Annotated in this window: 13 protein-coding genes; 7 read left to right on the forward strand and 6 right to left on the reverse strand. The window is 72.4% G+C overall.

Annotated features, from left to right (window positions below; all coding sequences use genetic code 11):
• Positions 1–4: 4 nt before the first annotated feature.
• From scpA to OG344_RS27195, 3 genes are all read right to left on the reverse strand, one after another.
• Positions 5–2134: a methylmalonyl-CoA mutase gene (gene scpA, locus OG344_RS27185; RefSeq protein ID WP_405085526.1), complete on the reverse strand. Its 2130-nt coding sequence runs from the start codon at positions 2132–2134 to the stop codon at positions 5–7.
• Positions 2131–3921 carry a methylmalonyl-CoA mutase family protein gene (locus tag OG344_RS27190; RefSeq protein ID WP_405085527.1) on the reverse strand — a complete coding sequence of 597 codons (1791 nt, stop codon included), beginning with the start codon at positions 3919–3921 and terminating at the stop codon, positions 2131–2133. The genes scpA and OG344_RS27190 overlap by 4 nt, the downstream gene beginning before the upstream one ends.
• A 132-nt stretch (positions 3922–4053) precedes the next feature.
• On the reverse strand, positions 4054–5703 hold the full coding sequence (locus OG344_RS27195; RefSeq protein ID WP_405085528.1) for an amidohydrolase family protein: 1650 nt from the start codon (positions 5701–5703) through the stop codon (positions 4054–4056).
• 74 nt (positions 5704–5777) lie between these two features.
• On the opposite strand from OG344_RS27195, the gene OG344_RS27200 reads away from it, so the two are divergent.
• Together OG344_RS27200 and OG344_RS27205 are read left to right on the forward strand one after the other, a co-directional pair.
• Positions 5778–6524 carry a VOC family protein gene (locus tag OG344_RS27200; protein WP_405085529.1) on the forward strand — a complete coding sequence of 249 codons (747 nt, stop codon included), beginning with the start codon at positions 5778–5780 and terminating at the stop codon, positions 6522–6524.
• Positions 6525–6551: 27 nt separating this feature from the next.
• Entirely contained in the window at positions 6552–7367 is an 816-nt protein-coding gene (locus tag OG344_RS27205; protein WP_405085530.1) for a MerR family transcriptional regulator, read from the forward strand.
• Positions 7368–7406: 39 nt separating this feature from the next.
• Here OG344_RS27205 and OG344_RS27210 read toward each other — a convergent pair whose 3' ends face one another.
• The 3 genes from OG344_RS27210 to OG344_RS27220 form a co-directional block, all read right to left on the reverse strand.
• Positions 7407–7982 carry a nucleotidyltransferase domain-containing protein gene (locus tag OG344_RS27210; protein ID WP_405085531.1) on the reverse strand — a complete coding sequence of 192 codons (576 nt, stop codon included), beginning with the start codon at positions 7980–7982 and terminating at the stop codon, positions 7407–7409.
• A gap of 60 nt (positions 7983–8042) precedes the next feature.
• On the reverse strand, positions 8043–9059 hold the full coding sequence (locus tag OG344_RS27215; RefSeq protein WP_405085532.1) for a phosphotransferase family protein: 1017 nt from the start codon (positions 9057–9059) through the stop codon (positions 8043–8045).
• Between the two features lie 93 nt (positions 9060–9152).
• The gene (locus OG344_RS27220) at positions 9153–10871 is read right to left on the reverse strand and encodes a peptidoglycan-binding protein (RefSeq protein ID WP_405089176.1); all 1719 of its coding nucleotides are present in this window, start codon (positions 10869–10871) and stop codon (positions 9153–9155) included.
• A gap of 487 nt (positions 10872–11358) precedes the next feature.
• Between OG344_RS27220 and OG344_RS27225 the strand changes: the two genes are divergently transcribed.
• The 5 genes from OG344_RS27225 (at position 11359) to OG344_RS27245 (ending at position 18050) form a co-directional block, all read left to right on the forward strand.
• Entirely contained in the window at positions 11359–12423 is a 1065-nt protein-coding gene (locus tag OG344_RS27225; RefSeq protein ID WP_405085533.1) for a DUF5925 domain-containing protein, read from the forward strand.
• A 485-nt stretch (positions 12424–12908) separates the two neighbouring features.
• Entirely contained in the window at positions 12909–13664 is a 756-nt protein-coding gene (locus OG344_RS27230) for a TNT domain-containing protein (protein WP_405085534.1), read from the forward strand.
• Between the two features lie 149 nt (positions 13665–13813).
• On the forward strand, positions 13814–14929 hold the full coding sequence (locus OG344_RS27235; protein WP_405085535.1) for a C39 family peptidase: 1116 nt from the start codon (positions 13814–13816) through the stop codon (positions 14927–14929).
• Positions 14926–16770, forward strand: coding sequence for a S9 family peptidase (locus tag OG344_RS27240; protein WP_405085536.1), 1845 nt, complete (start codon positions 14926–14928; stop codon positions 16768–16770). The genes OG344_RS27235 and OG344_RS27240 overlap by 4 nt, the downstream gene beginning before the upstream one ends.
• Positions 16767–18050, forward strand: a complete 1284-nt coding sequence (locus OG344_RS27245; RefSeq protein WP_405085537.1) for a M20/M25/M40 family metallo-hydrolase — start codon at positions 16767–16769, stop codon at positions 18048–18050. The genes OG344_RS27240 and OG344_RS27245 overlap by 4 nt, the downstream gene beginning before the upstream one ends.
• The last annotated feature ends 56 nt before the right edge of the window (positions 18051–18106 follow it).

The following is an 18106-nucleotide window of genomic DNA, read 5'->3' on the forward strand; positions in this document are numbered from 1 at the left end:
GCGGTCACGTGTGGCCCAGCCGTGCGGACAGCTCGCCCAGCAGCTCCAGCGCGGCGTCGGCGATCACCGTGCCGGGCAGGAAGATCGCGGAGGCGCCCGCGGCCCGGAGCTCCTCCACGTCGTCCGGCGGGATCACCCCGCCGACCACGATCATGATGTCCCCCGCGCCGAGGCCGGCGAGCGCCTCGCGCAACGCGGGCACCAGCGTCAGGTGCCCGGCCGCCAGCGAGGAGACCCCGACCACGTGCACGTCGGCCTCGACGGCCTGCCGGGCGACCTCCTCGGGCGTCTGGAACAGCGGGCCGACGTCGACGTCGAAGCCGAGGTCGGCGAAGGCGCTCGCGATCACCTTCTGGCCTCGGTCGTGGCCGTCCTGGCCCATCTTCGCGACGAGGATCCGGGGCCTGCGGCCCTCCGCCTTCTCGAAAAGCGCGCTCGCCTCGCGGACCCGGTCCGCGGCGTCACCCACCTCCGCGCGATACACCCCCGATATCGTACGGATCTGGGCGGCGTGCCGTCCGAAGACCTTCTCCAGCGCGTCGGAGATCTCCCCGACGGTCGCCTTGGCCCTGGCCGCGTTCACCGCCAGCTCCAGCAGGTTCTCCCCGCTCGCCGCGCCCTTCGTCAGCGCCTCCAGCGCCCCGGCGACCTCGTCGGCCGAGCGCTCCTCGCGGAGCCTGCGCAGCTTCTCGATCTGCCGGCCGCGCACCGCCGTGTTGTCGACCTTCAGCACCTCGATCGGCTCGTCGGCCTCCAGGCGGTACTTGTTGACGCCGATCACGGGCTGGCCGCCGGAGTCGATGCGGGCCTGCGTGCGGGCCGCCGCCTCCTCGATGCGCATCTTGGGCAGCCCCTGGTCGATGGCCCTCGCCATGCCGCCCGCCTGCTCGACCTCCTGGATGTGCTTCCAGGCCGCCTTCGCCAGCTCGCGGGTCAGCCACTCGACGTAGTGGGAGCCGCCCCACGGGTCGATCACCCGGCCGGTGCCCGACTCCTGCTGGAGCAGGAGCTGGGTGTTGCGCGCGATCCGGGCCGAGAAGTCGGTCGGCAGCGCGAGCGCCTCGTCCAGCGCGTTCGTGTGCAGCGACTGGGTGTGCCCCTGGGTGGCCGCCATCGCCTCCACGCAGGTCCGCACGACGTTGTTGAACACGTCCTGCGCGGTCAGCGACCAGCCCGAGGTCTGACTGTGCGTGCGCAGCGACAGCGACTTGGGGTTCTCCGGCCCGAAGCCCTTCACCAGGCGGGCCCACAGCAGCCGCGCGGCGCGGAGCTTGGCCACCTCCATGAAGAAGTTCATGCCGATGCACCAGAAGAACGACAGCCGCGGCGCGAACTCGTCGATGCCGAGCCCGGCCCCGACGCCCGCCCGCAGATACTCCAGGCCGTCGGCCAGCGTGTACGCGAGCTCCAGATCGCAGGTCGCCCCGGCCTCCTGGATGTGGTAGCCGGAGATCGAGATGGAGTTGAACTTCGGCATGTTCCGCGAGGTGTACTCGAAGATGTCGGAGATGATCCGCATCGACGGGCCCGGCGGGTAGATGTAGGTGTTGCGGACCATGAACTCCTTGAGGATGTCGTTCTGGATGGTCCCCGCCAGCCTGTCGGGCGCGACCCCCTGCTCCTCGGCGGCGACGATGTAGAGCGCCAGGATCGGCAGCACCGCCCCGTTCATGGTCATCGACACGCTCATCCGGTCGAGCGGGATCCCCTCGAAGAGCTGCCGCATGTCGTAGATCGAGTCGATCGCCACGCCCGCCATGCCGACGTCGCCGGCGACGCGGGGGTGGTCGGAGTCGTAGCCCCGGTGGGTCGCGAGGTCGAAGGCGACCGACAGGCCCTTCTGCCCGGCGGCGAGGTTGCGCCGGTAGAACGCGTTGGACGCCTCCGCGGTGGAGAACCCGGCGTACTGCCGGATGGTCCACGGCTGGGTGACGTACATCGTGGGGTAGGGGCCGCGCAGGAACGGCGCGACGCCGGGATAGGTCCGCGGGGCGCCGTCCTCCCCGAGGTCGGCGGCCGTGTAGAACGGCTTCACCGCGATGCCCTCGGGGGTCTCCCACGCCGGCCCGCCGCCGGGGACCTCCGGCGCGGCCGCGCCCGATCCCAGATCGATCTCCGAGAAATCCGGAATCATCGGCTCACTCCCAGGTCGTCGAACGTCGCGCGGAGCACCCCGAGCGCGTCGCATCCGGCGTACACGTTGGCGTCCACCCCCTCATACTCGCCCTTCCCCGCCAGCCACACCTTCCGCGCCCCCGCCTCCCGGAGGGCCGCCGCGACCGCCGCGGCGTGCTCGCCGTACAGGCGGTCACTGGAGCACAGGCACGCCAGGGGGGCGCCGGACTCGCGGAAGGCCGCGGCGACGGCGGCCGGGTCGGCGCCCGGCCCGCCGGTGACGGTCGCGATGCCGCCCGCGGCGAACAGGTTGGCCGCGAACGTCGCCCTCGCGGTGTGCGCGGCGACCGGCCCGATCGTGGCGAGGAACACCGTGGGCCGGCTCGGCTGGGCGTCGGCGAGGTCACGCAGCGCCTCGAACTCCTCGGCGTGGCGCACCTGCGGCAGCCCGTCGCCGGGCGTCCGGGCGAGGCCGGGGCCCGGCCGGCGGGTGACCTGCCGCTCCCCCAGGTCGGGAAACTCGCTGACCCCGGTGATCGGGTCCCGCCGGTGGGCGATGTTCACCGCCCGCGCGGCCCGCGTCTCCGCCAAGCGCTCGGGGACCAGCCGCTCCAGCGCCGCGGCCATCCCGCCGGACCGCTCGATCTCCTGGAACCACTCCCAGGCCCGGCGGGCGAGGTCGTCGGTGAGCCGCTCCACGTACCACGAGCCCCCGGCGGGGTCGGCGACCCGGGCGACGCCGGCCTCCTCGACCAGCAGCGCCTGCGTGTTGCGCGCGACGCGCCGGGCGAACGCGTCGGGCAGCCCGAGGCAGGCGTCGAACGGCTGCACGGTCACCGCGTCGGCCCCGCCCGTCCCGGCGGCGAAACAGGCCAGGGTCGTGCGCAGCAGGTTCACCCACGGGTCCCGGACGGTCATCATCGCCGAGGATGTCACGGCGTGCTGAAGCTGACGCCCCGGCCCTCCGGCGACCTCGGCCACCCGCGCCCACATCCGCCGCGCCGCCCGCAGCTTGGCGATCGTGAGGAACTGGTCGGCGGTCGCGGCGTACCGGAACTCGATCTGGCCCAGCGCCTGCTCCACCGGCAGCCCCGCGCCGGTCAGCGCGCGCAGGTAGGTCACCCCGGTCGCGATCGAGCAGCCGAGCTCGTCGGCGTCCGCGCCGCCCGCGTCGTGGTACGGCAGCGCGTCCACGGTGATCGCCCGCAGGCCGGGGTGATCCGCCGCGCAGCGGCGGGCGAGCGTCACCGCGTCGTCCAGGACGGCCGGCGTGCCGGTGCGGGCCGCCAGCCCGATCGGGTCGGCGCCGAGGTTTCCGCCGGGCAGCGCCACGCCCCCGGCCAGGCGCAGGAACGCCTCCGCCGCCTCCGCCGCACGGGGCCCGGCGTCGAGGACGACCGGGGCGAGGTCGAGCAGCACGCCGTCCAGCACGGCCGGCAGCGCGGCGGGGTCGATCGAGGTCAGGTCGAGCCAGAGAGAGGTGACGCCGTTCTCCAGATCGGCGTGGATCGCCTCGCGGGTGACCGCCGGGTCGGGGTCGGCATGCCGCTGCCGCACGTCCCACACGCCGGGGCCGCGGACCACGCGCGGCGCGTCGGGCACGTCATCCGCGTCGTACAGCGGGGCGATCCGGACACCGTCGTAGGAGATGGTCGACAAGGCGTCCTCGGCCGCGTCGTCCGTCCCCTCCCAGCCGGTTTTGCGCAGCACCCCGCGCGCGAGCGCGCGCCACCGTTCCCGCGTTGCCTGCGGAAACCCTGCGGTGGGATCGGCGAGGTCGTCGAGTTCAACAGGCGGCACCGTCATGAACCGGATGCTATGGGCATTCTCGCGTCGGCGAGGCGTCGGCCCCCCGAGTCTGGGGTCCCCGGGCCCCGAATCTGGGGACGGCGTTGGCCTTGCCCTCTCGGGTGTCCCGCCTGCGGACGTCCCCGCTGATCAGCCTTCCGGCGGGCCGAGCGACAGGTCCAGGTCGTCGAGACCGAACCACCGGCCGGACGGCGGCTGGTCGGCCAGGGGGTCGTCCCAGCGCAGCCGGACCCGTCCGGGGGCGGCCTCGACGATCCGGGCCCGCCGCCAGGCGGGGTCGTCACCGGCGCGGGCCCACCAGGGCTCGGCCAGGCAGGCCAGCCCCCGGGCGTGCAGGACGGCGACGGCCTCGTCGTGGCCGCCGGCTCTGCCGAGCGGCGCGCCGAAGACCGTCATGGCCTGCCAGCCTCCGGACGTCGGCACGACCCTGCCGAGGATCTCGCCGTCCTCGCGCCGCACCTCCTCGGGGCCGGGCAGCCCGGGCCACGTCTCGGTGATCGCCCGGACGATCCGCTCCACCGACTCCCGTTGCCAACGCACGCCCTCGCGCTCGGCCTCGCCGCCAGTGTAGGCGCCGTGATCGACGTGGCGGCCGAGCACCCAGACGTCGCGGATCCTCTCCGTCGCGGTGATGTCGGCCGCCGGGTCACCGTCGACCAGCACGAGGTCGGCCCGGCGGCCCACGGCGATCTCGCCGCGGTCGGCCAGGCCGAAGACCCCGGCCGGCGCCGAGGTCGCGGCGGTCAGCGCCTCGGCCGGGGTGAGGCCCGCCTCGACCAGGTGCCACAGCTCCCGGTGCAGGCTCGCGCCGAACACCAGCCCCGGATTGGGCACGTCCGTGCCGGCCAGCACCCGCAGGCCCGACTCCAGCAGCGCCACGGTGTTGTAGCGCTGCGCGGCGCCGTCCGGCGGCTCGGGCGGCATCCACCGGGTCGCCTGCCGCTCGACCACGCGGCGCCATCGGGCGCCCAGCCGCCCGGCCAGACGCGGCCGGGCGAGCAGCGGCATGACGCCGTCCCTGCCCGGGAACCCGTCGTGGACGCCCAAGGTCGTGATGACGGCCACCCCGCACCGGGCCACGTCGCGGACCTGCCCGTCCGTCATGCGGTCGAACGGCACGTGCGCGAGGACGTCGACGCCGCACCGGGCCACCGTCACCGCCCCCGCCGAAGTAGAGGCGTGCGCCACGACTGGCAGCCCCTTGCCGTGCGCGGCGGCCACCAGCGCCTCGATCGTCCGTACGTCGAGGGCGGGGAGGTCGAGCATCGCGCCCGAGCCGTCGTCGTAGATCACCTTGAGGTGCGTCGCGCCCTCGGCGACCCTGTCCGCGACGAAGGACGCCGCGTCCCGCGGTCCCGTGACGTACGGGAAGGGCGCGTACGCCACCGTCGGATGCCCGCCGGGCGCGGTCGCGCCGACGCCCGACGTCCGCATGTCCGCGCGCACCGGCCCCCGCCCCGCCTCCGACGCGGCGACCGCGGCCCGCTCCGGGACGATCGTCTCCGGTTTGCTGAACATGTCGAGAACCGTGGTCACGCCGAACCCGGCCGCCAGCCGGGTGCATCCGGGAAGCAGGTGGACGTGCGCGTCGACGAGGCCCGGCAGGAGGGTGGCGCCGGAGCCGTCGACGAGGGCGTCGCCCGGGCGCGCCACGGAGGCGTCCCCGGCACCGGCGATGCGGCCGGCGCTGACGCGGACGTGCGTGACGCCGGGGAGCGGTCCGCCGCCGCCGAACACGCGGACGCCGGTGATGGTGAAGGGCTGATGGCTGTTGCTCACGGCGCCGACGCTAGAAGTTGACGCGACGAGAAGGTCCAGCCCGTTCCGCGGAGCGGGTGCGTAGGATCCCCGGCATGGCGCTGCGACCCGTCATGGTGAACATCAAGGCTCGTGATCACTCGGCCGTCGGCCGCTTCTGGGCGGAGGCGCTCGGCTGGAACGCCACCGGCGGAGGATCCGGCGTGACCACCTATGTCGGGCCCGCCGGCGACTTCGTCTGGCCGGACCCGGTCTACGTCTGTGTCGACGTCGTCACCGTCCCGGAGCCCAAGACGACGGCGAAGAACCGGCTGCACCTCGATCTCGCCACCACCTCTGCGGCCCACCAGGCGGAGCTGGTCGCGCGCCTTCGGCATCTCGGTGCGACGCCGGCGGACGTCGGCCAGGGCGACGTGCCGTGGACGGTTCTGGCCGACCCGGAGGGCAACGAGTTCTGCGTGCTGGAGCCGCGGGAGAAGTACCGGGACACCGGGCCGATCGCCGCGGTCGTGGTCGACTGCGCCGACCCCCGGGCCATGGCCCGGTTCTGGGACGAGGCGATGGACTGGACCCTCCACGAGGTGAGCGACGACCAGGCGACGCTGCGCTCCGCCAAGGGTGTCGGGCCGTACCTGGAGTTCCTCCGCACGCCCGGCGTGACGACCGTGCCGGACCGCGTCCATCTCGACCTGCTGCCGTACCCCGGTGACGACAAGGCGGCGGAGGTGGCCCGGCTGCGGGCCCTCGGCGCCACCGACCTCGATGTCGGCCAGGGCGACGTCCCGTGGACGTGCCTCGCCGACCCGGAGGGCCACGAGTTCTGCGTCCTCGCCCTCTCCTGATGCCGCGCCACCCTTTATTGTGCGGGCGTGGAGCACTCGATCAGCGAGGTCGCCCGCGTGTCCGGCCTCACCCCGCGCACGCTGAGGCACTACGACGACATCGGGCTGCTGCGCCCCGCCCGGACCGCCGGAAACGGCTACCGCTGGTACGGACGCCGTGAGCTGCTGCGCCTGCAGCGGATCCTGCTGCTGCGGGAACTGGGCGTCCCGCTCGCGCGGATCGGCGAGATCCTCGACGGAGCGCGGGACGAGGTCGCCGCACTGCGGCGGCACCGCGAGGAGCTCGCCGCCCGCCGCGACCACATCGAAGAGGTCATCGCCACGGTCGACCGGACCATCGCCGACCTCACCGGGCAGGCGCATCTCAGCGAGGAGGAGTTCTTCAGCGGCCTGACGGCGCGGCGCGAGGCGTTACGGCGCGATCTGGAGGCGCGGTACGGGCCTGGCGTCGGGGACCACTTCGCCGCGGCGGCCGAGGAGACCGGCCGGTGGACCCGCCAGGAGCACGAGCAGGCCGCGGCGCAGGGGCGGCGGCTCCTGCGGAGGCTCTCCCGGGCCCGGGTCGGCGGCCTGGCCCCCGGCAGCGCCGCCGTCCTGGACCTCATGGCCGACCACTACCGCGCCGTACGGCTGCTGTGGCCGGCCGACGCCGCCGCCTACCACGCCCTCGCGGACGTCGTGACCACCGACCCCGGGCAGCGCGCCATGATCGAGGACGTCGACCCGCTCCTCCCGCCCTGGCTCGCCGACGCGATCCGCGCCTACGCCACCCACAGGCTCGGCCACCTCCCCCGACGACCCCCGCCGCCCGACCACGGGCGGGCGCAAGATCCTGATCGCTGATGTCCGCCCCCGCCGAACGGCGCGTCTTCGTCGCCTGCGTCAAGGACGGGGAGTCCGGCTCCCCGGCCTGACCTTCGCGAGCCCGTGCCTTCTTTCGTGCAACGCGGCTTGCAGCCGGGCGACGTCTTCGAGGTCCTTGGGGCGGCGGGGCATGCCCGGGACCCAGACCGGCATCATCCGCTTGATCTCGATCTGCGCGGCGGGACTGATGATCGGGCACCGCAACCGGCCCAGCCGGCCGGGTGCCGCGTCGAGCATCCCCTCCGGCCAGGGCTCCCCTTTCCAGGGGCCGCCTCCGACCACCACCCGGCCGTCTCCGTCTCTCGCCAGAAGAGCGAAGCTCAGTTCCACGTCTCCACGGCCGAAGTCCAGTTGTTGCTCGGGCGGCGGCCCGGGCAGCGGTTCGTAACCGCGCCCCGTCAACTCGGCGGCCAGATTCGGAGCGTCCTCCACCCAGGCGAACCAGTCGATGTCCCTGTGGTCGCGGGTGATCTCACCAAGGTAGAAGTCCATCGCCCAGCCGCCGCGCAGCCAGACCTGGACACCGATCTCCCCCGCCAGGCCGATCACCTCGTCGATCGCGTGCAGGTACCGAGCCGCGCGTTCTTCATCCACGTATGGGACGCTACGCCACGATCTTTTCGCTTGGGCGACGCCCTTCCCGAGGTGTATGGGTCAGTCCCGGCCGGATTCGAGATAGCCGGTGAGATAGGTGAGCGCCGCGGCGGCGTCCTCACCGGGGCCGTGCGGCCGGCGCAGGTCGTCGACGAAGGCGGCGATGTCGGCGAGCCGCCACCACAGAGGACAGAGAGCGAGGCCGGCCTCTGTGACGGCCCGGCCGGTGACGCGGGTGTAGCGAGCGAGCACGTCGCCGCCGTCGCCGGCCTCGTCCTCGCCGAGCATGCGGGCGAGGGCGGGGGTGAGCATCCACAGGTCCCGCTCCGGAGGAGCGACCAGCACGGTGTCCCAGTCGATGATCCGCAGACCGGCTGGGGTACGCAGGACGTTGCCGGGGTGCGGTTCGCCGTGTGTGACCACCCACTCCGTTCCTGTGCCGCGCACCTGCTCGACCCGTGAATCGAACTCGGCGAGCGACCTCCGTACCTGCTCGGCATGGGCGGCCAGCAGCGTACGGGCCGGCTCGGCGTACGGCCCGCCGGTCCACTCGCGATCGAGGTCCCGCAGCGCCTCCACCAGCCCGTCCCGGCCGGGCAGCGCCAGGTCGGACCGTGGCGCGATGTCCGCCACGAGCGGGGTCGCCTCATGCAACGCGGCCAGCAGGCCGGCCAGCTCGGCGCGGTCCTCGGGCCGGTGCGCGCCGAAGTGCCCGGCGGCGCCCTCCACCATCGGGAACACCGACAGGGCGTACCGCGAGGTCAACCGCCGGACCAGGGCGCCGGTCTCGGCCGGGATCGGCGCGAGCACGAAGTCGAGCCCCGCGTCCCGGCGCAGTGCCAGCGCGACGCCGAACGCCCGCTCAAGGCCGTCGAAGGCGTCATCGCGTCCGGCGTCCCCGGCGCCGAGGTCGTCCACCTTGACGAACCACGCCGGCCCCCGCCGATCCACCACCGACCAGTGATGGCTGCCCGCACCCACCGGGAGGTACTCGCCTGAGCGGGGCTCCATGCCCCAGCCCTCGGCCAGTGCGATCATGAGCTCGGCCTCCGCCAGGTCGGCCGGTCTGTCCTTCATACGCCGAAAGTGTGGCCGATCCTGGGGCCAGCCACGGATCATTTCTCGAATGACGGGTCGGCGGCCGTGCGCGCGCCGAGGCCGGATCCGGGGTCAGGACTTGGCGGCGAAGGCGGCGTCCCAGGTCTGCTTGCCGACGATCCCGTCCACGTCGAGGTGCTTGTCCTTCTGGAACCGGCGGCACACCTCCTGGGAGTCCGGCCCGTAAGCGCCGTCCACCGTGATGTCGTAGCCGAGTGTCTTCATCCGCGACTGCCAGGCGCGCACGTCGTCGCCGCGCGTCACGGGGGGATACTTCAGCAGCCGGCCCGGCCACTCCTGGGTGGGCTTCGGTCCGGGCTCGGGATCGGGCAGGGTGGTGCCGCCGGGGCGGGGAGCGCCCTTCCTGACCCAGGCGTACAGGGCGTCGCCGGGGCAGTCGGTGGAGTAGCCGTCGCGGTGGCCCTTGATCTCCTTGCCCGCGCCGCCCTTCGTACGGAGGTACTCCACCGCGTCGAGGATGGCGTGCAGGATCCCGTCGGTGGGCTGGACCAGCCCGGCGTTGCCGACCAGGCCGAGCACGGCGTAGTGGCCGGAGTTCAGGCCGGGGCCGTTGGCTGCGGGCAGGTGGCCCGGCCCGCGGCCGACGAACACCTTCCGGTGCGGGCACGCGACCATCGTGTTACCGGTGAAGTAGACGGTTCCGTCGCGGCGCGCCAACCAGCTCTGGTTCTCGGTTCGAGGACACCAGATCTCGCCCCAGTACGGCTCCCGGCGGACGGTGAAACGCGCGTTTTTGGCTGCTGCGTTTCGAGGAGCGAAGCTCTGTTGCCGCCGGATGGTGACGAGCCACATCTCACTCTTGCAGGTCGCCGTAGGCGGTTGGCGCCGCAAGGACGCGGCCTGCCCTGAGAGAAGTACAGCGAACATGAACGCTTCCGCGGCGGCTCGATTCTTTTGGGCCAGCTTGTCGACGCCCGCGTTGTCGGCTGCCAGGGATGCCTCGATGAACAACGTGAGCTGCGCCCTGGTGAGGGACAGGAGGAACTCGAAAGTGGGCACCCGATCCGGTGCGAGCCCGAGAAGGACGGTGCCCGCGTCGGCCGAGAGATGAAACTCCACAAGGTGCCGGTTACCGACCTCGCGCCACCGCGGCACGCCGTCAGTCGCACGGCCGGCCCGCGGGAAGCCCTCACTAGCAGCACCGAAAACCTGCCGGAGCGCGGCTCTGATACGGGCGACATTCATCGCATTCCGCTCGCTCTGGTAGATGGCCACAGAGGAGGTCGGCTCCCCACCGCGGCCTCGTTTCACGTGCCCCTCGGTCCAGAACCAGGCGACGAGCTCGACAAGAGCATCAGACCATTTCGCCTCAGTCGGAAGGTCTCCACACGGTGCGGCGATCGGAATGCGATCCCAGTATCCCAACGTCTCCGTTGTCACCCACAGGCGTTCACGCTCGGTCGCAGAGCGCCTGGCTCTGCCAACGCCAAGCCAGCGACCGTCAGGACCCTTCACGCGTTTCGTACCCGTTCGCCTGCGGTACCGCTCAACCGGCCACCGGTGATGGGGCGTGGTGAGGGACGAGTGACGATCGCCCTGCATCCTGATCATCTCGCGTTCCCTGGCGGGGAACACATGCACTTCCAGCACGGGCTGCCACTCAGCCATCCCTGTCTCGTGGTTGAGTGTCAGCGCGATGTCCCCTATGTGCAGGTCTCGATACGACCGCCATCCACGCTGAGTGAGGATCTGCGTCTCTTCGTCAACGCAATATCCGATGTCGATCCACCCGTTCCCATCCATGTGGAAGCTCTGGATCGACTTGACCATGGCCACACACACAGCATGGTCGCCGATGATGCCAGGTGAGACGCGGCCACCTGTATAGTGAACTTTCACACCTTTTGTGCTACTAAGTCGGGAATAAGCACCCTTCGGGGAGCGGGCACCCCACTCCTCACGGGACACGATGTCAGCCACTAGATCTCCATGTGCAGAGGACGTCCAAGCGTATGCGCAAGCGCCCGGAGATAGAGACCTTTTACCGGAAGAAGACGGACCAAACCCGCAAGGTGGTTCACTGAGCTCAGGTGCAATTCAGACGCCCACCGCACGCCAACCTGCCCTCACCACCCTAAATCCGTCGACAATCCATGTCGAACGTCGAGATCATGACCGTATGTCCGTTGTCAGGGAGGTCGACTTCACTCCGCCGTCCATGCCCACGCCCCCGCCGCCGTCTGGGCCTTCCGGACCTTCCGGACCCTCCGGACCCTCCGGACCGTTGGGGCCGTCGTCCGGACCGCCGGCACTGCCGATGCGAATCTGGCTCGACGACTCCGACACCCCGGCCGACGTGATCGACGCCCTCGCGCTGTCGCCGTTCGCCACCGGGGAGCAGCCCTGGTCGCGTACCACCAACCTCAGCCGGGTCCGCGCCGACGCCTCGCTCACGGCCGAGGGCGGCCGCCTGCTGCGCGTGGCACAGCACACCGACGGGTACGAGACCCGGTTGTTCGCCGGTGAGGGGTGGACGCTGCGGGTGGTCCGCAACCTCAACCGGTCGGCGATGCTCACCGCCACGGCCGTCAGCGAGGAGCTGGCCGGCACGGTTCTGGAGCAGGCGACCAAGGGCGCGGAGGAGGAGCCGCCCGGCGGCGACCACGTGCGGATGGGCTTCTGGTGGAGCTCGGGCCACGGCCCCCGCCGTTCCGCCAAACCCATCACGACCTCGTCCTGGCAGGAGATCAGGCGGAACTACCCGGCGGCCGCCGCCGGTCGCCTCGACGCGCTCATGGCGGTCAGCCCGCACGACGTGGCCGGCCGGCTGATTCTCCTGCACGGCCCGCCGGGGACCGGCAAGACGACGCTGCTGCGTACGCTCGCCCGCGAGTGGGCGTCCTGGTGCCAGGTCGACTGCGTGCTCGACCCCGAGCTGCTCTTCAACGACCCCGGCTACCTGATGGACGTCGCGGTCGGCTGGGACGGCCCGGACGACGACGACGAGGAGCCGCGCTGGCGGCTGCTGGTCCTGGAGGACTGCGACGAGCTGATCCGCGCCGAGGCCAAGCAGTCGACGGGCCAGGGCCTGTCGCGCCTGCTCAACCTGACCGACGGGCTGCTCGGCCAGGGCCGGGACGTGCTCGTGGCCATCACGACGAACGAGGACCTCAGCCGGCTCCACCCGGCCGTCGTACGGCCCGGCCGGTGCCTCGCCCAGATCGAGGTCGGCCGGTTCGACCGGCCCCAGGCGGCGGAGTGGCTGGGCGGCACGGCGGCGACTCCCCCGGACGGCGCCACGCTCGCCGAAATGTTCGCCCTGCGGGACGGCCGTCCGGCGCCCTTTACCGAGCCGCCCGCCACCACCGGCCAGTACCTCTGAAACGACAGGTCCCCGGTCCGCCGGGGCCGGGGACCGGCGTCCCGAACCGGACGTTCTGGACGGTGCTGCCGCGCCGCGATGGTCATGGCGATCGACGTCATCAGGCGGCGTCCCCTTGAGCGCGCGGTCAATTCACACCTCATCCCGTTTCAATAGTACCGGGCACCCGGAGGCCATTTCCGGAATTACAGACTTGTCCAGCGCCGCTTTCCCGGGCCTCGATTCGGCTAGGCGTTAATCCGGCACACGGAACGCCCGTTGATTGCCACTCCCCGTCGGCTGCCGATATCTACATATGTCCGCTTTGACATATCGGCCCACCAGGGGTTTTGAACGTCACGGCGAATTCCTTGCGCTGCGCCTGAATGAAGATCGGGTAGGCACGAATTCAGCGCGTCAGATCGATCGCGGGATTTCCCTTATATGGCTCGATCTGATGCGACATGTCCAGATCGCATGCTCTGTGCGCATTCTCGGGAGAATTCGTGCGCTTTCACTCTCGCCTAACGTCCCTGGCCGCCTGCGCCCTCACCGTGGCGGCCCTGACCGGAGCCCCGGCCGAGGCCTCGGCCGTGTCCGGGCAGGCCGCAGCCGTATCCGCCCACGGCTCGGCCGGATTCGCCAAGGGCGTCCCGGCCGCCGCGCTCGCGGCCCGGAGCGCGGCATGGGGGGCGCCCTGCGGGCCGCCGTTCGTGCAGGACGACAAGCTCCTCGGCCCGGTGTTCCTGCCGCACACCTTCCCGCTGGACAAGATCCTGGCCGGCTACCGGCGGTACGGCGGCCTCATCCCGGCCGACTTCCTGCGCCGCTATCTGAACCCGGTGACCGACTTCTACCGCTTCCCCCCGGACTCCGGCTTCGCGCACGCGGGCGGGTTCAGCAACGCGCGCGTGCTCGTCACGCAGGTCAAACTGCCGATCGGCTACCGGGTGGACCGCTTCGGCGGAGAGGGCGGCGCGTTCCTCGCGCCCTACGGCACGCCGTTCCCCGCCCGGGCCCTGCCGCCCAGCAACCTCAACAACGTGCCCGGCGACCCCCACCTGTGCAACTATCACGTCTACCGGGTGATCCGGCCGTTCTACGTCGACGGCGGCCCGGCGGCCCCGGCCTTCCAGCAGCCCGGCCAGGGCGAGCAGTTCCACACGCTCGCCCGGTACATCCCCGGCGCGCCGGCCAACCCCGACGGCGAGGTCTCCATCGGCTGGCTGGTCGACAACGGCTACCTCCTCCCTCTCAACTGAGCCGGCATCGTCCGGGCCCCGGCGGAGCACGGCGCGCGATGCCGTAGCGTCCGGTGTGCCGGATACGTAAACCATCCGATGCGCCAGGTCAGGGCGGAAACCACAATCGGCGAGGTGGTCACCCTGCTGTATGCCGAGCGGAGCCCCAGTTGAGCCTCGTCGTCCTGCACCGATGGTCCGTCGGCGGGCAAGAGGACGGGACGGCGAAGTACCTGGACCCGTTCGCGCCCGGCGGTGAGCGGGAATGGCCCTACACCCGCTGGACCTCCAAGGAGCAGGAGATCGGCTTCCCGGCCACCCAGCTCGTGCCGTCGTGGACGGCCGCCACGCCGCCCGGCGCGTGGCTGGAGATCGAGATGCGGGCCCGGACCGTGAACGGCGCCCTGACCAAGTGGTACGTCATGGGCCGATGGGCCGAGAGCGACACCGACATCCACCGCACATCCCTGCCGGGCCAGGGGGACGCCGACGGAGACGTGGCGGTGGACACCCTCGTCGCGGCCCGGCCCGTCACGTCGTACCGGGTGCGGGCCACCCTGTACGGCGGCGGCGGCCACGTGCGGTCCCTCGCCGTGATGGCCTCCTCCGTACGGCCGGGCGGAACGGGCGGCGCTGCACCGGCGGCGCGACGGTCAGGCGGGGCTTGGGGGGCGCGGGGGATCGAGCTGGACGTGCCGCGCCGGTCGCAGAAGGCGCACCTCGGGCACTACCCGCAGTGGGACGGCGGCGGCGAGTCGTGGTGCAGCCCCGCGTCGTTCACCATGGTGCTCGGCTACTGGGGACGCGGGCCCGCTCCGGCGGACCTCGCCTGGGTGGCCCCCGGCGATCCGTGCCCGGCGGTCGACCACGCCGCCAGGGACATGTACGACCACAGCTACCAGGGCACGGGCAACTGGCCGTTCGGCGTCGCCTACGCGGGCCGCTACGGGCTGGACGGCTTCGTCACCCGGCTGCGCTCGCTGGCCGAAGTGGAGCGTTTCATCGCCGCCGGAATCCCGGTGATCACCTCGCAGGCGTTCCGCGAGCACGAGCTGCCCGGCGCCGGATACTCCACGAGCGGCCACATCATGGTCGTCACGGGGTTCACGGCGGAGGGCGACGTGATCGCGAACGACCCGGCCGCGCCGGACGACGACGGCGTACGGCGGGTCTACCCGCGCGCCGCCTTCGAGCGCGTCTGGCTGCGCGGCACGAGCAGCGGGGGGATCGTGCACATCGTCCACCCGCCGGGTACGACTCTTCCGGAGTCGGGGGGGAACTGGTGACGATTCGGGCAGTGGACGTCGCGCGGGTGGACGACCGCCCGCTGTGGGTGGAGATCTCGGGCGACGAGGTCTGGTGGGACGAGCCCCGGCCGCACGAGGGCGGCCGGCGCTGCGTGGTGCGCCGTACGGCCGGCGGCGCGATCGAGGACGTGCTGCCGCAGGGCTGGAACGCCAGGAACCGGGTGATGGAGTACGGCGGGCGGTCCTGGCGTGCCCACGAGGGCCGGCTGGTGTTCACCAACTGGGCGGACGGCCGGATCCACCTGTGCTCCCCCGGCGAAGAGCCGGTCCAGCTCACCCCCGAGGGCCCCGCCCGCTACGCCGACCTGGTGGTGCGCGGCGACGAGATCTGGTGCGTGCGGGAGCGGGGCGGCCCCCGGAGCGCGGACCGCGACATCGTCGTGGTGCCGCTCGACGGCTCCCCCCTCCGCGGGGTGGTCGCGTCCCACCGCTTCCTGATGAACCCCCGGGTGTCGCCGGACGGCCGCACGCTCGCCTACATCGGCTGGAACCACCCCGACATGCCCTGGGACGCCACGGAACTGTGCGTGGCGCCCGTCGCCGGCGGCCCGCACCGGGTGCTGCTGTCCGGCGCGTCCACCTGCCAGGCCGAGTGGCGCGACGACGAGAGCCTCTACGCCGTCACCGATCCGACCGGCTGGTGGAACATCCACCTCGTCGGGCTGGACGGTACGACGCGCGACCTCACCCCCGTCCCCCTGGAGTTCGGCGACGCCACCTGGAAGATCGGCGGCACGTTCTTCGCCGTCGCCGGCGGGCGGATCGCCGCCGTGTACGGCACCGCCGACGAACGACGGCTCGGCGTGCTCGACCGGCCCCTGCCGAACGGCTCGGGCGGCGCCGCCATCCGCGACGTCGGCGGCGGCTACACCTTCTGGGCGCCCACGCTGTCGGCGCGGGGCTCCCGCGTCGTCGGCGTCGCGGCCTCGCCACACAGGCCGTACGAGGTGGTGCGGGTCGACCTGGAGACCGGGCGGCACGAGGTGCTCTCCCCCGGCAGGCCCGTGCCCGGCGACGCCGAACTGCCCACCCCCGAGGCCGTGACCGTCGACGGCGTGCACGCCCACCTGTACGCCCCAACCGGCGGCGGCGGGCCCGCGCCGTACGTGGTGTTCGTCCACGGCGGGCCGACCGGGTCGGCGGCGCCGGTGCTCGATCTGGAGATCGCCTACTTCACCAGCAGGGGCATCGGCGTCGCCGAGGTCAACTACGGCGGTTCGACCGGGTACGGCCGGGCCTACCGGGAGCGCCTGCGGCACAATTGGGGGGTCGTCGACGTACGCGACTGCGAGACCGTGGCGCGGTGGCTGCTGCGCACCGGGCGGGCGGAGAAGGTGGCGATCAGGGGCGGCAGCGCGGGCGGCTGGACCTCGATGGCCGCGCTCGTCCACAGTGACGTATTCTGCGGGGCGGTGTCCCGCTACGGCATCTCCGACCCCGAGCGCTGGGCGGCGCAGACGCACGACCTGGAGTCGCACTACCTCGACGGGTTGATCGGCCCGCTGCCCGAGACCCGCGACCGGTATCTCGACCGGTCGCCGGAACGGCACGCGGCGCGGGCGTCGGGCCCGGCGCTGCTCCTGCACGGGCTGGAGGACAAGGTGGTCGATCCCGCCGAGTCCGAGCGCTTCGCCGCCGCGCTCGCCCGGCACGGCCACCGGTGGGCGTACCTCACCTTCGAGGGGGAACAGCACGGATGGCGACGGGAGGACACCATCGTCCGGGCGCTGGAGGCGGAGCTCGCGTTCTACGGGATCGTCTTCGGCTTTCCCACACCCGAGGTCCCGCCGCTGACGCTGCACAACGGGGAGAAGGAATGACCGAGGTCGCGACGATCTGCTCGGAGCTGCTGAGGATCGACACCACCAACGACGGGTCGGGCGACGGCCCGGGCGAACGGCGGGCCGCCGAATACGTGGCGTCCCTGCTCGCCGAGGCCGGCATCGAGCCGATCGTCTTCGAGTCGGCGCCGCGCCGCACCAGCGTGGTCGCCCGCATCCCCGGCGACAGCCCCGACGCGCTGCTCCTGCACGGGCACCTCGACGTCGTGCCCGCCGACCCCGCCGAATGGCGTACGCACCCGTTCTCCGGGGAGATCGACGACGGCTGCGTCCACGGCCGGGGCGCGGTCGACATGAAGGGCACGCTCGCGATGACCCTCGCCTGGGCCCGCGAGAACGCGCGCCGGGGCGTGCGGCCCCGGCGCGACCTGGTGCTGGCGTTCCTCGCCGACGAGGAGGCCACCGGGGAGTACGGCGCGGGGCACGCGATCGAGCGGCACCGCGACCTGTTCGACGGCTGCACCGAGGCGATCAGCGAGTCCGGCGGTTTCTCCTGGTACGAGGGCGACGTCCGCGTCTATCCGGTGGCCGTCGGGGAACGCGGCACCGCGTGGATGCGGCTGACCGCCCGCGGCGTGCCGGGCCACGGGTCCAAGCCCGCCGTGGACAACCCCGTCGCCGAACTGGCCGCCGCCGTCGCCCGCGTCGCCGCCCACGACTGGCCCGTACGGCTCACGCCCGAGGTGGCCCGGCTGATCGAGGAGCTGTCGCGGGCGCTCGGCCGGCCGATCGACGTCGACCGGCTGGACGAGGAGATCGAGCGGATGCCCCGCGCGGCCGCCCTGTTCAAGGGGGTGCTGCGCAACTCGGCCAACCCGACGATGCTGAACGCGGGCTACAAGGTCAACGTCATTCCCGGCACGGCCGAGGCCCACGTCGACGGCCGTTTCCTGCCGGGGCAGCGCGAGGAGTTCCTGGAGACGATCGACCGGCTGCTCGGCCCGAAGGTCTCCCGTGAGTTCGTCAGCTTCGAGGAGGCCGTCTCCTCCCCCGCCGACGGCCTGTTCGACGAGCTCACCGCCGCCCTGCTCGCCGAGGACCCCGCCGGCAGGCCCGTGCCGTACGTGATGACCGGTGGCACGGACGCCAAGTGGTTCGCCAGGATCGGCATCCGGGGGTACGGCTTCGCGCCGCTGCTGCTGCCGCCCGGCCTCGACTACTTCGGCATGTTCCACGGGCTGGACGAGCGGGTCCCCGTCGAGGGCCTGGAGTTCGGCGTCCGCGTCCTCGACCGCCTCCTCGTGGGCGATCAGCCCTGACAGACGCTCGTGTCAGAACCTCGGCAGCGTGGACCGGTCAGGCGAGGGGCGGCTTC

The sequence above is a fragment of the Microbispora sp. NBC_01389 genome (genome assembly GCF_045040095.1).
In the GTDB taxonomy this organism is placed as follows: Bacteria; Actinomycetota; Actinomycetes; order Streptosporangiales; family Streptosporangiaceae; genus Microbispora.